The 14,889-nt window shown below is 72.1% G+C and carries 17 protein-coding genes; 6 read left to right on the top strand and 11 right to left on the bottom strand.

Translation table 11 applies throughout. From position 1 onward, the window contains the following. From ABT095_RS25285 to ABT095_RS25235, 11 genes are all read right to left on the bottom strand, one after another. Positions 1–1,967: homocysteine S-methyltransferase family protein (locus ABT095_RS25285; protein ID WP_350531777.1), on the bottom strand; the 1,967-nt coding region annotated here is incomplete at its 3' end. Next, positions 1,964–2,947, bottom strand: coding sequence for a carbohydrate kinase family protein (locus ABT095_RS25280; protein ID WP_350531776.1), 984 nt, complete (start codon positions 2,945–2,947; stop codon positions 1,964–1,966). The genes ABT095_RS25280 and ABT095_RS25285, both read right to left, overlap by 4 nt. A 159-nt stretch (positions 2,948–3,106) precedes the next feature. After that, a complete protein-coding gene (metK, locus tag ABT095_RS25275) occupies positions 3,107–4,303 on the bottom strand; it encodes a methionine adenosyltransferase (protein ID WP_350531775.1) in 1,197 nt (398 codons plus the stop codon). Positions 4,304–4,383: 80 nt separating this feature from the next. After that, a complete protein-coding gene (locus tag ABT095_RS25270) occupies positions 4,384–4,626 on the bottom strand; it encodes an acyl carrier protein (RefSeq protein ID WP_350531774.1) in 243 nt (80 codons plus the stop codon). Positions 4,627–4,679: 53 nt separating this feature from the next. Next, the gene (acpS, locus tag ABT095_RS25265) at positions 4,680–5,102 is read right to left on the bottom strand and encodes a holo-ACP synthase (RefSeq protein ID WP_350531773.1); all 423 of its coding nucleotides are present in this window, start codon (positions 5,100–5,102) and stop codon (positions 4,680–4,682) included. After that, complete coding sequence (locus ABT095_RS25260; RefSeq protein ID WP_350531779.1) at positions 5,103–5,975, bottom strand: class-II aminoacyl-tRNA synthetase family protein; 873 nt, start codon at positions 5,973–5,975, stop codon at positions 5,103–5,105. A gap of 21 nt (positions 5,976–5,996) precedes the next feature. After that, positions 5,997–6,893, bottom strand: coding sequence for a diiron oxygenase (locus ABT095_RS25255; RefSeq protein WP_350531772.1), 897 nt, complete (start codon positions 6,891–6,893; stop codon positions 5,997–5,999). A gap of 40 nt (positions 6,894–6,933) precedes the next feature. Then, on the bottom strand, positions 6,934–7,983 hold the full coding sequence (locus tag ABT095_RS25250; RefSeq protein WP_350531771.1) for a class I SAM-dependent methyltransferase: 1,050 nt from the start codon (positions 7,981–7,983) through the stop codon (positions 6,934–6,936). Positions 7,984–8,002: 19 nt separating this feature from the next. Then, positions 8,003–8,827, bottom strand: coding sequence for an SAM-dependent methyltransferase (locus ABT095_RS25245; RefSeq protein WP_350531770.1), 825 nt, complete (start codon positions 8,825–8,827; stop codon positions 8,003–8,005). A 59-nt stretch (positions 8,828–8,886) separates the two neighbouring features. Then, a complete protein-coding gene (locus tag ABT095_RS25240; protein WP_350531769.1) occupies positions 8,887–9,366 on the bottom strand; it encodes a MaoC family dehydratase in 480 nt (159 codons plus the stop codon). Between the two features lie 138 nt (positions 9,367–9,504). Continuing rightward, on the bottom strand, positions 9,505–10,722 hold the full coding sequence (locus ABT095_RS25235; protein ID WP_350531768.1) for a trans-sulfuration enzyme family protein: 1,218 nt from the start codon (positions 10,720–10,722) through the stop codon (positions 9,505–9,507). A 234-nt stretch (positions 10,723–10,956) separates the two neighbouring features. Between ABT095_RS25235 and ABT095_RS25230 the strand changes: the two genes are divergently transcribed. The 6 genes from ABT095_RS25230 (at position 10,957) to ABT095_RS25205 (ending at position 14,721) form a co-directional block, all read left to right on the top strand. After that, positions 10,957–11,340, top strand: coding sequence for a BlaI/MecI/CopY family transcriptional regulator (locus ABT095_RS25230; RefSeq protein ID WP_350531767.1), 384 nt, complete (start codon positions 10,957–10,959; stop codon positions 11,338–11,340). Continuing rightward, a complete protein-coding gene (locus ABT095_RS25225; protein ID WP_350531766.1) occupies positions 11,337–12,245 on the top strand; it encodes a M56 family metallopeptidase in 909 nt (302 codons plus the stop codon). The genes ABT095_RS25230 and ABT095_RS25225 overlap by 4 nt, the downstream gene beginning before the upstream one ends. A gap of 167 nt (positions 12,246–12,412) precedes the next feature. Next, the gene (locus tag ABT095_RS25220; RefSeq protein WP_350531765.1) at positions 12,413–12,727 is read left to right on the top strand and encodes a heavy-metal-associated domain-containing protein; all 315 of its coding nucleotides are present in this window, start codon (positions 12,413–12,415) and stop codon (positions 12,725–12,727) included. 102 nt (positions 12,728–12,829) lie between these two features. Further along, positions 12,830–14,047 carry a YbfB/YjiJ family MFS transporter gene (locus ABT095_RS25215; protein WP_350531764.1) on the top strand — a complete coding sequence of 406 codons (1,218 nt, stop codon included), beginning with the start codon at positions 12,830–12,832 and terminating at the stop codon, positions 14,045–14,047. A gap of 46 nt (positions 14,048–14,093) precedes the next feature. Then, on the top strand, positions 14,094–14,396 hold the full coding sequence (locus ABT095_RS25210) for a metal-sensitive transcriptional regulator (protein WP_350531763.1): 303 nt from the start codon (positions 14,094–14,096) through the stop codon (positions 14,394–14,396). 109 nt (positions 14,397–14,505) lie between these two features. Further along, complete coding sequence (locus tag ABT095_RS25205; RefSeq protein ID WP_350531762.1) at positions 14,506–14,721, top strand: hypothetical protein; 216 nt, start codon at positions 14,506–14,508, stop codon at positions 14,719–14,721. The last annotated feature ends 168 nt before the right edge of the window (positions 14,722–14,889 follow it).

The following is a 14,889-nucleotide window of genomic DNA, read 5'->3' as shown; positions in this document are numbered from 1 at the left end:
GCCTCCAGCCCGTTCCGCTCGCCGTCGATGATCCGCCGCTGCAGACGCTCCTCCAGCGGCAGCGCCGCCAGCTCCTGCGCCTTCGACTCCCGCGAAGAGGCCATCGAGACACCCTCGAACAACTGCAACAGCTTCTGCAGCGGGTCGTAACCCTCACTACGGCGGTCGTAGACCAGGTCCAGGGCGGCAGTGCGCTGCTCCTCCGGAATACGCGCCACCGGCAGGATCTTCGCGGCGTGCACGATCGCCGAATCGAGCCCGGCCTCGACGCACTCGTTCAGGAACACCGAGTTGAGCACCTGACGGGCGGCCGGGTTGAGACCGAAGGAGATGTTCGACAGACCCAGCGTGGTCTGCACGTCGGGGTGACGGCGCTTCAGCTCGCGGATCGCCTCGATGGTCTCGATGCCGTCCCGGCGGGACTCCTCCTGGCCGGTGGCCAGGGTGAAGGCCAGACAGTCGACCAGGATCGAGCCCTCGTCCACGCCGTAGTCCTGGGTGAGTTCGGCGATCAGGCGCTCGGCGATCTCCACCTTCTTCGCGGCGGTGCGCGCCTGGCCCTCCTCGTCGATGGTCAGCGCTATCAGACCCGCACCGTGCTCCCGCGCGAGCGAGGCGATCACCGCGAAGCGGGAGCCCGCCGCGTTGCCGTCCTCGTAGTTCACGGAGTTGAGCACCGCGCGCCCGCCCAGCGCCTCCAGGCCGGCCCGGAGCACCGGCGGCTCGGTGGAGTCGAGCACGATCGGCAGGGTGGAGGCCGTGGCGAGCCGCCCCGCGATCTCCTTCATGTCGGCCACACCGTCCCGGCCGACGTAGTCCACACACAGGTCCAGCAGGTGGGCGCCCTCACGGATCTGGTCCCGGGCGATCTCCACACAGGCCTGCCAGTCCCCCGCCAGCATCGACTCACGGAACTTCTTCGACCCGTTGGCGTTCGTCCGCTCACCGATCGCCAGGTACGACGTGTCCTGCCGGAAGGGCACCGACTGGTAGAGCGAGGCCGCCGACGGCTCCGGCCTCGGCGCGCGCGCCGTCACCGGAATACCACGCACGCGCTCGACCACGGCCTTCAGGTGCTCGGGGGTGGTGCCGCAACAGCCACCCACCAGGTTCAGGCCGTACTCCCGCACGAAAGTCTCGTGCGCATCGGCCAACTCCGAAGGCGAGAGCGGGTAGTGGGCGCCGTCCTTGCCCAGCACCGGCAGACCCGCGTTCGGCATGCACGACAGACCCACCCGCGCGTTCTTCGCCAGATAGCGCAGGTGCTCGCTCATCTCCGCCGGGCCGGTCGCACAGTTCAGCCCGATGAAGTCGACACCCAGCGGCTCCAGCGCCGTCAGCGCGGCGCCGATCTCGGAGCCCAGCAGCATCGTCCCGGTGGTCTCCACCGTCACCTGCACGAACACCGGCAGGTCCAGCCCGGCCTCCTCGACGGCGGCCTTGGCGCCGAGAACGGCCGCCTTGGTCTGCAGCAGGTCCTGGCTGGTCTCCACCAGCAGACCGTCCGCACCACCGGCGATCAGACCCGCCGCGTTCTGCCGGAACCCCTCCCGCACCGTCGCGTAGTCCACATGCCCCAGCGTCGGCAGCTTCGTCCCCGGCCCGATCGACCCCAGCACCCACCGCGGCCGCTCCGGCATCGCAAAAGCGTCGGCCGCCTCACGGGCGATCCGCGCACCCGCCTCCGACAGCTCGAACACCCGCTCCGGGATGTCGTACTCGCCCAGCGCCGCCCAGTTCGCCCCGAACGTATTGGTCTCGACGCAGTCCACACCCACCGAGAAGTACGCGTCATGCACCGACCGCACGATGTCCGGCCGGGTCACGTTCAGAATCTCGTTACAGCCCTCGAGCTGCTGGAAGTCCTCAAGCGTTGGGTCCTGCGCCTGCAGCATGGTGCCCATCGCACCGTCGGCCACCACCACCCGGGTGGCAAGCGCCTCGCGCAGCGAATCACCACGGCTCATCGGGCACCGCCCAGGTGCGCGGCCAGCTCGTCAGCGGCCTGCTCGCCGTAGGTCTCCCGGATCGAGTCCAGCAGCGCGTCCGTGTCCAGCTTGTCACCCTGCGGACCGACATGACGCAGCGTCAGGGCCGCCATCGCGCAGCCAAGTTGCGACGACCGGGTCATGTCGAGGCCCCAGGAGGTGCCCGCCAGGAAGCCGGCCCGGAACGAGTCGCCGAGGCCGGTCGGCTCGACCGGGTCGGTGACCGGGACGGCCGGGACGGTGACCGGCTCCTCGCCGGCCCGCTCGATCCGGATGCCCTCGGCGCCGAGGGTGGTGATCCAGGTGCCGACGCTCTCGAGCAGTTCGTCATGCGTACGGTCGGTGTGCTTGCAGAGCAGTGCGGCTTCGTACTCGTTGGTGAAGAGCACCCAGGCGCCGTCCACCAGGCGCAGCAGGTCGGCACCGTCGATCCGGGCGATCTGCTGGCCGGGGTCGGCGGCGAAGGGGCGGCCGAGCGCGCGGCACTCCTCGGTGTGGCGGACCATCGCGGTGGGGTCGTTGGGCGAGACCAGGACAAGGTCGAGACCACCCAACCGGGCTGCCGTCGGGGAGAGTTCGATCTCCCGGGCCTCCGCCATGGCGCCCGCGTAGAAGGAGGCGATCTGGTTGCGGTCGAGGTCGGTGGTGCACATGAAGCGGGCGGTCTGCCGGGTGCTGGAGACCCGCACGGAGGCGGTGTCCACACCCTCGCCGCGCAGCCAGCTGCCGTACTCGCCGAAGTCCGGGCCCACCGCGCCGACGAGCACCGGGGCGAGGCCGAGGCGGGCCAGCCCGAGCGCGATGTTGGCGGCCACCCCGCCGCGCCGTACCTCCAGGTCGTCGACCAGGAAGGAGAGCGAGACCGCAGCCAGTTGGTCGGGCATCAACTGCTCGGCGAACCGGCCGGGGAACGCCATGAGATGGTCGGTGGCGATCGACCCGGTGATGGCTATGCGCATGAGTCCTCGTCTCGGATCACGGGTGAAGAGGGCGGACAACTCGATGGTGGCGACGGGGGCACGCCAGGGGGCGCGAGGCACGCGGCCGGGCAGCACGCTGCCCACTGGCCGCCCGGGTGCCCCACGCCCCCGGAATGACCGAACCGACCGACCGGGCCGTCAGCCCGCGACGGCCGCCTGGCGGAGCTTGTCCGCGCGGTCGGTGCGCTCCCAGGTGAAGTCCGGGAGCTCGCGGCCGAAGTGGCCGTACGCCGAGGTCTGCGAGTAGATCGGCCGCAGCAGGTCGAGGTCGCGGACGATGGCGGCCGGGCGGAGGTCGAAGACCTCGAGGACGGCCTTCTGGATGTCCAGGACCGGCACGGTCTCCGTGCCGAAGGTCTCCACGAACAGGCCGACCGGGGCGGCCTTGCCGATCGCGTACGCGACCTGCACCTCGGCACGGCGCGCGAGCCCGGCGGCCACGATGTTCTTGGCGACCCAGCGCATCGCGTACGCGGCCGAACGGTCCACCTTGGACGGGTCCTTGCCCGAGAAGGCGCCGCCGCCGTGGCGGGCCATGCCGCCGTAGGTGTCGACGATGATCTTGCGGCCGGTCAGACCGGCGTCGCCCATCGGGCCGCCGACCTCGAAGCGGCCGGTCGGGTTGACCAGCAGCCGGTAGCCCTCGGTGTCGATCTCCAGCGCGTCGACGATCGGCCGGACCACGAACTGCTCGACGTCGGGCGCGAGCAGGGTGTCCAGGTCGATGTCGGCGGCGTGCTGGGTGGAGACCACCACGGTGTCGAGGCGGACGGCCCGGTCGCCGTCGTACTCGATGGTGACCTGGGTCTTGCCGTCCGGGCGCAGGTACGGCATGGTGCCGTCCTTGCGGACCTGGGTCAGGCGCTGGGAGAGGCGGTGCGCCAGGGTGATCGGCAGCGGCATCAGCTCGGGGGTGTCGTCGCAGGCGTAGCCGAACATCAGGCCCTGGTCGCCGGCGCCCTGCTTGTCCAGGTCGTCCTCGGTGCCGTCCACCCTGGTCTCGATCGCGGTGTCCACGCCCTGGGCGATGTCGGGCGACTGCGCGCCGATGGAGACCGAGACGCCGCAGGAGGCGCCGTCGAAGCCCTTCTGCGAGGCGTCGTAGCCGATCTCCAGGATCGTGTCGCGGACGAGCTGCGCGATCGGGGCGTAGGCGGAGGTGGTGACCTCACCGGCGATGTGCACCTGGCCGGTGGTGATCAGGGTCTCCACGGCGACCCGGGAGGTCGGGTCCTCGCGGAGCAGCGCGTCGAGGATCGCGTCACTGATCTGGTCGGCGATCTTGTCGGGGTGGCCCTCGGTGACCGACTCCGAGGTGAACAGGCGGCGAGACATGTGTGTGCGGGCCCTTCGATGGGGGTCGGTGGGAGGGGGCTGCCGCCCGCCCGGGGCGGGCGGCAGCCGCGTGCGGGTGGTCAGCTCGCGACGGCGACCAGGTAGCGCGCCTCGATGCTGGACAGGCTGCGCAGGTCGTCGACCTCGAGGGTGTCCATGTCGATCGGGCTGCCGCTGACCTGCTCCAGCATGAAGACGAACTCGACGAACGAGAGCGAGTCGATCAGGCGGTTCTCGATCAGGTCGAGGTCCGGCGCGATGTCGTCACGCTCGGGGTGGCGGCTCAGCAGCCAGGCCTTGACCTGCTCCAGCTGGTCACTCATGAGATTTCTCCTAGGGTGGGGTGGGACACGGTTAAGTGAAGTGCTCTGGCGGTTCAGTCGAAGAGCACCGGGGCAGCGACCGCGACGGCGTAGTCGACGTCGTGGCTGATGCTGACGCTGACGCTCTCGATGCCGGCCATGTCGGCGAACACGGCCGCGGCACCCGACAGTTCGACGGTGGGCCAGCCGCCCGGCCCGCGGCGGATCTCGATGTCCAGCCAGGGCATCGGACGGCCGGTGACGCGCAGGGTCTTGAACGCGGCTTCCTTGGCGGCGATCCGGCCGCACACGGTGAGCAGGTGGAGCCCGGTGTCGATCCGGCAGTCGGAGAGCTCACGCGGGGTGAGCATCCGGCCGAGGAAGGGTTCGCCGTGCTCCTCGATGATCCGTCGTACGCGCTGTGCGGAGACGATGTCCATGCCGAGGTTCGCCCAGCTGGGGGCCGGGGCGCGGTCAGGGACGGTTCCGGTCTCCATTCAGACCGCCGCCCCGGCCCGCAGCACGGCCTCGGTGGCGGCCTCCCAGCTGCCGTGCCGACGGGTGAGCGCGGAGAGCCAGCGCTCGAGTCCGAAGGCCACGCAGCTGGTGAAGACCGGCTCGCCGGTCTCGGCCAGGGTGATGTCGCAGCGCTCGCCGAAGAAGTTCCGGTGCACGTTGACGGAGGCGATCGCCAGGTCCTCGTACAGGAACTCGTGCTTGACCGGCGAGAGTTGCTGCAGCAGGAGACGCGCTCCGCCCCGGTCGTAGAACGGGTCGGTGGCAGCCTCCTTGCGCAGCGGCAGGTCCACTGCCTCGGCGAAGGCGGCGATCCGCTCGGTGGAGCCGCGCAGGTGCTCCTCGACGTGCTCGCGCGAGCCGAGGGCGACGATCTCGCGCATGTGGAACCCGAGCAGACGGCGCAGGTTCTCGTAGTGCGTCTCCTTGCGGAAGCACCGGCCGACCACCGTCACCAGGGTGTCCCCGGCCAACCGGCTGCCCGCGTGGTGCAGATAGATGCCGTAGCAGGCGGCGGAGGGCAGCCCGAGGGCGGCGGGCTCCAGGGCGGCCTGCGGGAAGGCCGCCCGCTCCTCGTCGAACGGCGCGCTCTCGCGGGCGGCGAGGTCGAGCGGCGCGGCGAGGATCGCCTGGTGCGGGAAGTTGTCGTAGTAGTCGAGCTTCTTCAGGTCGGCGGCGGGCAGCACCGGCGGCATGGTCATCGACAGCGCGCCGGCCCGGGTGCCCCAGCCGGCGAAGGTGTCGTCCAGCAGCCGCAGCAGGCTGGTCGCCTCGGGGCCCAGCGCGGACAGGCCGTTGCGCTCGATGGTGGTCTCTATCGTGCTGTTCTGGATCTTGCTCTGGGTGGAGCTCATGGTCACCTCGTGGACAGTACGTCAGACCGGGAGGACGTCGTCGGTGAAGATGCCCGACTTGAGGAAGAAAGCCAGCGGCTTTCGGATCACCTTGCGCTCGGCGGCGCGGCGGCCCTCCGCGGCGATCAGCGTCTCGCGCACCTTCAGCGGGTCGGACAGGCCGGCGTCGCGGTAGACGTGCGGGTTGTAGAAGGAGTACAGGCTGAAGACCACGTACCGCTTGAGGTACTGCTCCACCTCGCGCACCCGCTCGGCGCTGACGGCGGCCTTCATCCGGGTGTGCAGGTGGGAGACCAGTTCGCGGCCGAAGGCGATGTGCCGGGACTCGTCCTCGTGGTGGATCCGGTTGACCTGGCGGATCGTCTCGCAGAGCGAAGTGTCCTGGGCCATCTTGGTGTTGTAGTAGTCCACCATCTCCTCGAAGAAGAGGATCCGGGCGAACACCAGGAAGTTCTCCACCTCGATCTCGTGCTGGTCCGAGCCCGGGATCTTCAGCGCGGGCGGGCCGGCGTAGAGCTTCTGCCCGTAGCGCTTGCAGAACTCGGCGAAGAACCACATGTGCTCGTTCTCCTCACCGATGAAGTGGTGGAAGAAGTCCGAGGGCACGTCGAAGGCGGGGGTCTGGACGCGGCCGACCACCTCGATCAGCAGCTCTCGGATGCCGTGCACGTTGAGGCTGTAGAAGTTGATGCTCTCCCACTTGGACAGCGCCTTCAGCGTCTTCTCGTCGTAGGCGTCGAACAGCGGGGTGCCGTGCACCGAGAGCAGCTCGGGGCTCATCCACCACTGGTCGTCCTCGAGCGAGTCGGCCCAGACGAAGCGCTGGTAGGGGTTGTAGTAGTCGTCGATCGACTTCTGGGTGAGGCGGTCGAGCAACTCGCGGAAGCGGTCGTTCACTTCGAGTGTGGCCGTGGCCATCGGATCCTCCGGAGGATAAGCGGTCGAGGGATGGGGCCGGTCAGGGGCGGGCCTCGAACACGGCGCTGACGGCCGAGTCGGTGGCGCGGCGCCAGCGGGTGAAGCCGGCCTTCTCGGCGATCGCGCGCAGCGCCGGCTCGCCGGAGTGGTTGCCGAGCGCGTACGGGCCCTCCTGGGCCGCGGCGACCGGCAGGCACATCACGGCGGACAGGCCCATGAAGAGCCGCCCGGCCGGGGTGGTGTTGTCCTCGACCGCCTCGTGGGCGTTCGGCTCGACGATCATCCAGGTGCCGTTGGGCGCGAGCGCCCGGAGCACCTCGCGGGCGGCGGTCTCGGGGTCACCGAGGTCGTGCACCACGTTGAAGAAGGTGATCAGGTCGTAGTTCTCGCCCGGGTAGCCCTCGGCGGGGGCGACCTCGAAGGTCACCCGGTCGGCCATCCCGGCCTCCTCGGCGTTCCTGCGGGCCTGCGAGATCGCCTCCTCGGAGTAGTCGTACCCGTGGACGGTGGCGTTCGGGAAGGCCTCGGCGATCATGAGGGTCGCGTAGCCGGGGCCGCAGCCGATGTCGGCGACCTTGCCGCCCTCGGCGAGCAGCTCGGCCATGCCCTCCAGGGCGGGGATCCACTTGGAGACCAGGTTGGCGCGGTAGCCGGGCACGAAGTAGGCGCCCATGCCCGCGTCCAGGCTGGCGTGGTGGTCGGCCCAGCCGACGCCGCCGCCCTTGCGGTAGGCCCCGACCAGCAGGTCCTCGGTGGCGTAGAGCGCCTTGAGGGCGGTGAAGAAGGCGGGGGCGTAGGTCTGGCTGTCCTCGTCGCCGAGCACGGCGGCCTGAGTGTCGGTCAGCCAGTAGGTGCCGGTGGCCGGGTCGTGCTTGACGTAGTCGGCGCTGACCTGGGCGTGCAGCCACTCGCGGGCGTACATCGGCTGGATGTCGGCGAGCTCGGCGAACTGCGCGACGGTGACCCGGCCCGCGCCCGTGAGCGCCTTGTACAGGCCCAGGCGCTCGCCGATCGCGACGGTCAGGCCGCGCACGGCCGCACCGGCGTCGGTGATGACGCGCTGGTGGAAGTCGGTGACGGTCTCGCTCATGGTGGTCTCTCCGGGAGGCTCAGGACTGGGGGACGTCGAGGGTGAAGAGGAAGGAGCGCGGCACCCGCGGCACCTCGCGCGGCACCACCTGGAACGGCCAGCGGCCGAACTCGGCGCCCTCCTCGCCGGGCTGCTTCACCTCGCGCACGTCCCAGCCGCACTCGGCGAGGAACTGCTCGGGCTCGTCGGTGCCGAACAGCCAGGCCGAGTCGTCCTCCTTGAGCGCGTTGAGGAACGGCCGCGCCAGCGGGTTCTGCAGCGAGGCCCGGCTGGCCACGTCGCCGAGCAGCACGCTGCCCCGGGCGGTGCGCTCGCACACGGTGGCGAGCAGGCGGCGCACGGCGTCCTCGGGGAGGAAGAAGAACAGGCCCTCGACCACCCAGAGGGTGGGCACCTCGGCCTGCCAGCCGGCCTCGACCAGCGAGCCGATCCACTCCCCGGCCAGGTCCACCGCGACCGGGGTGCGGGTGACCCCGGCGGGCAGCTCGGCGCCCTCCAGCAGCTCGGCCTTGGCGGCCAGCAGGGCCGGGCGGTCCAGCTCGAAGACGCTGACGCCCTCCGGCCAGGTCAGCCGGAACGGGCGGGTGTCCATCCCGGCGGCCACGAAGACCACCTGCCGCAGGCCCTGCCCGGTGACGGCCTCGGCGATCGCACGGTCCAGGTACGTGGTGCGCACCGCCAGGAACTCGACCGTGCCGGCCCCGGCGTAGCGCTCCAGCAGCTCGAAGCCGATCCCGGCGGCCACGGTGCGGGCGTACGGGTCGACGAACAGCGGGCTCTCCCGCTCGGATTCCAGGGCTCGCGCGGCGGCGGTCCACTGGGCGGTACGGGATACGGCTTCCACGGGAGGCCCCTTCGTCTCGGGTGACTTGGCGTCAGGTGTTGGCGGTGGTGGTACGGGGGTTACGGGTGACACGGGTCGAGCGACCGGCCGAAGCTGCGGCTCTCGCGCCGGACGAAGATGCTGTGCAGGATCATGCTGAAGACGACGGTGCCGTCCTCGCGCTCCAGCTGGCAGCGCGGCTTGACGATGCCGGTGTCCGGGCTGCCGAAGGAGCGGGTGGCGCCCAGGACGTGCACCTTGGCGCGCAGCACCTCCCCGGCCCGGACAGGCTGGTGGTAGCGGATCTCGTCCACCCCGGGGGATCCGGCGCAGGCGCTGTCGGCCAGCAGCTCGTCCACGTACTTGCGCATGAACATCGCCGAGGTCTGCCAGCCGCTGGCGATCAGCGAGCCGTAGGCGGAGGCCGCGGCCAGCTCGGGGTCCACGTGGAAGGGCTGCGGGTCCCAGCGGGTGCCGAAGTCGATGATCTCCTGCTCGGTGAGCGAGACCGTGCCCAGGTCGTGGACGTCTCCCGCCTTGAAGTCCTCGAAGTACAGCATGTGCTTGCCCCTTGTCTGCGGTGGACGCACGCGGAGTCGAGTGGGGTGGGGCCTGAAGGCCTCATTCAACATATGGTTGGCTCGTTTATTTGGTCAAGCCAAAACTAGTGCGGGCCGATACTGTGTCAGAGCTGCACCTCAGGAGCACTCCGACCCCTTCAGCGCCTGGTCGAAATCGGCCCAGAGGTCGTCCGGGTGCTCCACCCCGACCGCCACCCGGACGGTGCCCGCGCCGATCCCGGCCGCCGCCAACTCGGCCTCCCCGAGCTCGCGGTGGGAGGTACTGGCCGGGTGCGTCACCAAGGTCTCCACCCCGCCGAGCGAGAGCGCCAGCGAGGCGAGGCGCACCCCCTCGACGAAGCGGCGGCCCGCCTCCCGGCCGCCGGCCAGGTCGAAGGCGAGCACCCCGCCGTAGCCGTCGAGCAGCTTGGCGGCCACCTGGTGGCTCGGGTGGGTGGGCAGCCCCGGCCAGTGGACGGCCGAAACCGCCGGGTGCGCCGCCAGGTTCGCGGCCAGGTGGGCCGCCCCGGCGCAGTGCTGGCGCATCCGCAGCGGCAGGGTCTGCATCCCGCGCAGGGTCAGCCAGGCGGCGAACGGGTCGGCGGTGGAGCCGAGTTCGACCGCGCGTCCCCAGACCGACCGGTGCAGCGCGGCGTCGGCGAAGACCACCGCGCCGCCGATCACGTCCGAGTGGCCGCCCAGGTACTTGGTGGTGGAGTGCACCACGATGTCCGCGCCGTGCTCCAGCGGGCGGCAGAGCAGCGGCGAGGCCAGCGAGTTGTCCACCACCCCGGTCAGCCCGGCCGCCCGGCCGGCGGCCAGCAGCGCGGGCAGGTCGCTCACCTGGGTCATCGGGTTGGCGATGGTCTCCAGGTAGAGCAGGCGCGAGCTGGGCCGCAGCGCCTCGGCGACCTCGGCCGCGCGCTCGCCGTCGATGTAGCTCACCTCGATGCCGAACCGGGCCGCGAGGTCGCCCAGGATCGAGAAGGTGCCGCCGTACAGGCAGCGTTGGGCGATCACGTGGTCACCCGGGCGCAGCAGCGAGAGCAGCACGGCGCTGATCGCGCCCATCCCGGAGGAGGTGGCCATCGCGGCGGCGCCGCCCTCCAGGTCGGCCAGCGCCGTCTCCAGCGCCCTGGTGGTCGGATTGCCCCGGCGGGTGTAGACGAAGGCGCCCTCCGGCCCGGCCATCGCCTCGGCGATCGCCTCGGCACTGTCGAAGGCGAAGCCGGAGGTCTGGTAGAGCGGCGGGCTGAGCGGGCGGCCGCCCGCGAGCGGCGGTACGGCGGGGTGCACGGCCCGGGTCTGCGGGTGGAGTTCGACCCTGGCGGCGGGCGGAGCGGAGTCGGTGGTCATGCTCGCCAGGATGCTCCGGGCGGCCGGGGTGGTCGGCCCATGACAGCAAGCTTCGTCAGGTCCATGCGCTCTGGGCGGTGCTGACCAGCCATGATCCGCCGATCTCGTCAGATACCGTACCCCCCTGAGGTATCTGACGGGGTCGGCTCGGACCGGCCCCGCGCCTTCCCCGCCGCCCGACGCACCGTCTACGATGAGGTCCCGAGCGAGGGAGGCACGGTGGGGGGAGCGAAGGTGCGGCGACTGGGAGAGCTCGAAGCCGAGATCATGGACCGCCTGTGGAGCTGGGGCCGGCCGGCCACCGTCCGCGAGGTGGTCGACGACCTCAACCGCAAGCGCCCGCTCGCGTACACCACCGTCATGACGGTGGCCGACATCCTCTTCCACAAGGGCCTGCTGCGCCGGGAGAAGGAGCGCCGCGCCTGGGTCTACGAGCCCACCCGCAGCCGAGAGTCCTACACCGCCGCCCTGATGGCCGACGCGCTCGGCGTCAGCGTGGACCGCTCCAGCGCGCTGGCCCACTTCGTCGAGCGGATCTCGCCCGACGAGCAGGAGGCGCTGCGCCAGGCCCTGCGCTCGCTCACCCCCGGCGAGCTCACCCCCGGCGAGCAGGGGTGATCGGTTCCCTCGCCCTCGCCGGCTACGCGGCGCTGATCGGGTGCGCGGTGCCCGGCCGGCTGGCCCGCGCCCGCTGGGTGCAGCGCGCGCCCCGGACGGCCGTGGTGCTCTGGCAGGCGCTGATGGTCTCCTTCGTGGTCTCGCTCGCCCTCGCCTGGTACCACCTGCCGGCCTCCGGCCGGCACCTGCACGGGCTGCTCGGCGGCGCCGCCGAGTGGTTCGACCACGCGGACGACGGCCCTGCCCCGCACGGCGCCGAGGGGCCCGGCGTGCTGGTGCCGATCGCGCTCACCGCGCTCTGGCCGGCCGCCTGGTTCGCCGGTGTGAGCCTGCAGGCGCACCGGCGCCGGCGGCGGCACGCCGAACTGCTCGACCTGGTCGGGCGGCCCGCGCCCGAACTGCGGGCTGTGGTGCTCGACCACGAGGTGCCCGCCGCGTACTGCCTGCCCGGCCGGCGGCCGCGGGTCGTGCTCACCAGCGGCGCCGTCCAGGGCCTCACCAGCGCGCAGCTGCAGGCCGTCCTGGCCCACGAGCGCGCCCACCTGACCGGCCACCACCACCTGGCCACCGCCGCCGCCGAGGGCTTCGCCCGGGCCTTCCCCCGCCTGCCGCTCTCCCGGGCGGCCCGGGAGAGCACGGCGGAGCTGCTCGAGATGATCTGCGACGACCGGGCCCTGCGCAGCAGTTCGCCGCGGGCGCTGGCCGACGCCATGTGCGAGGTGGCCGCGGGCGGCGTCCCCCGCGCCGCCTTCGCCGCGGGCAGCGCGGCCGTCCTGACCCGCCTGCGCCGCCTGCTGCACCCCTCGGCCCCGCTCCACCCCGCCCTGCGCTGCGGCATCCTCCTGCTCGGCCTGGCCGCCGCCGCCCTCCCCTACTTCATGACCTGCGGCCCCGTCGTCGGCTGAACCCGCCCTGCCCCGGAGGCCGTCCGCGCGAGTGAGCGCGGGCGGCCTCTCCGCGTTCCCGTCGAGGTTCACACTTACCCTAGGGGGGTATGGTACTGTCGCGACAGCGGGTCGGCCGCGAACAGCCCTTGTGGGGCTGGGTAATTCTGGCTTCGAGGGAGCAGCAGATGTCCGAGAACCTTCTGATCGAGAGCTCCGGGTCGACCGGGTCCTGCTGCGGCTCCTGCGGCACCACCCCGGCCGCCGAGGAGGTCGCGGGCGGCGCGGTGCGCGAGGTCTACCTCGTCACCGGCATGACCTGCGGCCACTGCGTGAGCTCGGTGACCGCCGAGGTGAGCAAGATCAGCGGCGTCACCAAGGTCGCCGTCGACCTCGCCACCGGCCGGGTCACCGTCGACAGCGAGCAGCCGCTGGTCAAGGCCGAGGTCGCCGCCGCGGTCGACGAGGCGGGCTACGAGCTCACCGGTCCCGCCTCCGCCTGAGGCGGGTCAATGAACTCGGCCGGGACGGGAGAGTCCCCCCGTTACTCCCCCGTCCCGGCCGACACCCCAGCGGCCCACCGAACGGATCGCGGAGGAGGAGCGATGGCCATCACTGAGCAGGTGGCCGACGCCCCGGCCGCCCGGCGGCGGGCCCTGGCCCAGGCCCTCGGTCTGGCCACCGTCCCGGCCATCGCCCTGGGTCTGGGCCGCTTCGCCTACGCGCTGCTGCTGCCCGCGATGCGCGCCGAACTGCACTGGTCGCTGGCCACCGCAGGCGCCCTGAGCACCGCCAACGCCGTCGGCTACCTGCTCGGCGCGCTCACCGCGCCGCTGCTCACCGGCCGCCTGGGCGAGCGCACCGCCCTGCTGCTCGGCCTCGGTCTCACCATCGCCTCGCTCGCCGCCACCGCGGCCGGCGGGGCGGTGCCGTACCTGCTCGCCGTGCGGCTGGCCGCCGGCCTCGGCGGCGCGGTCGCCCTGGTGGCCGGCGGCTCCCTCACCGCCCGGCTGGGCACCGGCGCACCCCCGGGCCGGGCCACCCTGCTGCTGAGCGTCTACTTCGCGGGCGGCGGCCTCGGCATCCTGGTCTCCGGCCTGGCCGTCCCCCTGGTGCTGCACGGCACGCACTGGCGCACCGCCTGGCTGGTGCTGGCCGCTCTCGCCCTGCTCGCCGCCCCCGCCTGCCTGCCCGGCGCGTCCGCCTGCCGCGGCCGCACCCCGCCGGTCGGCTCGCTGCGCTGGCCGGCCCGCGAGCTGGCCGCCCTGCTCGGCGGTTACGCCCTGTACGGCGCCGGGTACATCGCGTACATGACCTTCATCGTGGCCTACCTGCGCCAGGGCGGGGTGGCCCAGGCGGGGGTGACGGCCTTCTGGGTGCTGCTCGGGGCGGCGGCCGTGGTCGGCGCGCTCGGCTGGAGCCCGGTCCTTGCCCGCCTCGGCGGCGGGCGCGGGGCCGCGCTGCTGATCGGCGTCACCGCGCTCGGGGCCGCGCTGCCGCTGGCCGGGCGGGGGTGGCCGGTCACCGCGCTCTCGGCCCTGCTGTTCGGCACGGCCTTCCTGTCCGTGGTCACCGCCGTCACCGCGAGCGCCCGCGATCACCTGCCCTCCCGGCACTGGACGGCCGCCATCGCCGGGCTCACCACGGCCTTCGCGCTCGGCCAGAGCCTCGGGCCGGTGCTGGCCGGGGCGCTCTCCGACGGGCCGGGCGGCACGGCCGCCGGGCTCGGCATCGGCGCCGCCCTGCTCGCACTGGGCGCGCTCACCGCGCTGGCCCAGCCGGGCCGCGCTCCTCGGATACCACCCCCGGGTACAGTAGGCTGAGGCTCGGGACACACCTGCGAGGCGAGACGAAGGAGTGGAGAGGGCCATGGCCGCCAGCAACGCCAACAGCGTCAGCTACACCAGCAACAAGGACGACGTCCTCAAGCGCCTGCGCCGGATCGAGGGTCAGATCCGCGGCCTCCAGCGGATGGTCGAGAGCGACACCTACTGCATCGACATCCTCACCCAGGTCTCCGCCAGCACCCGCGCCCTGCAGTCCTTCGCGCTCCAGCTCCTCGAGGAGCACCTCGCGCACTGCGTCAGCCGGGCCGTCGCCGAGGGCGGCGACGAGGCCAACCTGAAGCTCAAGGAAGCCAACGACGCGATCGCCCGACTCGTCCGCTCCTGACTGCCTCCGCCGTGCCTTGACGGCTTCCCCGCGCGCCTGCGACACACCGGGCGGCGGGACCGATAGCTTCCGGTAGGTCCGTGTCCACCGCCGCACCGAGGAGGCCCCCGTGCCCGTCGACCCGACCGACCCCGAGACGTTCGAAGACGACGACCTCACCACGGCCGACATGGAGGCCCCCGAGGCCGACGCCGCCGAGCAGCACGCCGACCTCGCACCCCACCGGGACGAACCCCTCACCGACATCGACCCGGCTTCGGCCAACGAAGCCGACCGCGCCGAGCAGGCCCGGGTGATCGAACTCGACGAGGACGACTACCGCTGACCTCGCCTTCGCTAGGGCCTGTCCGGCCGATCACGTCGGATAGCGGGCGTCGTTGGGGTGCGTGCATCGGCGGCGCCGACGAAGGAGTCCATGCGGAGCATCGGCGACTGAGGAGAAGCCGTCGAGGTGCGTGCCCCGGCGGCGACCGCCCGGCGTGATCGGCCGGAC

Source organism: Kitasatospora sp. NPDC002227, assembly GCF_040296285.1.
GTDB lineage: Bacteria > Actinomycetota > Actinomycetes > Streptomycetales > Streptomycetaceae > Kitasatospora.
This window is presented reverse-complemented; position numbering and strand designations above follow the sequence as displayed.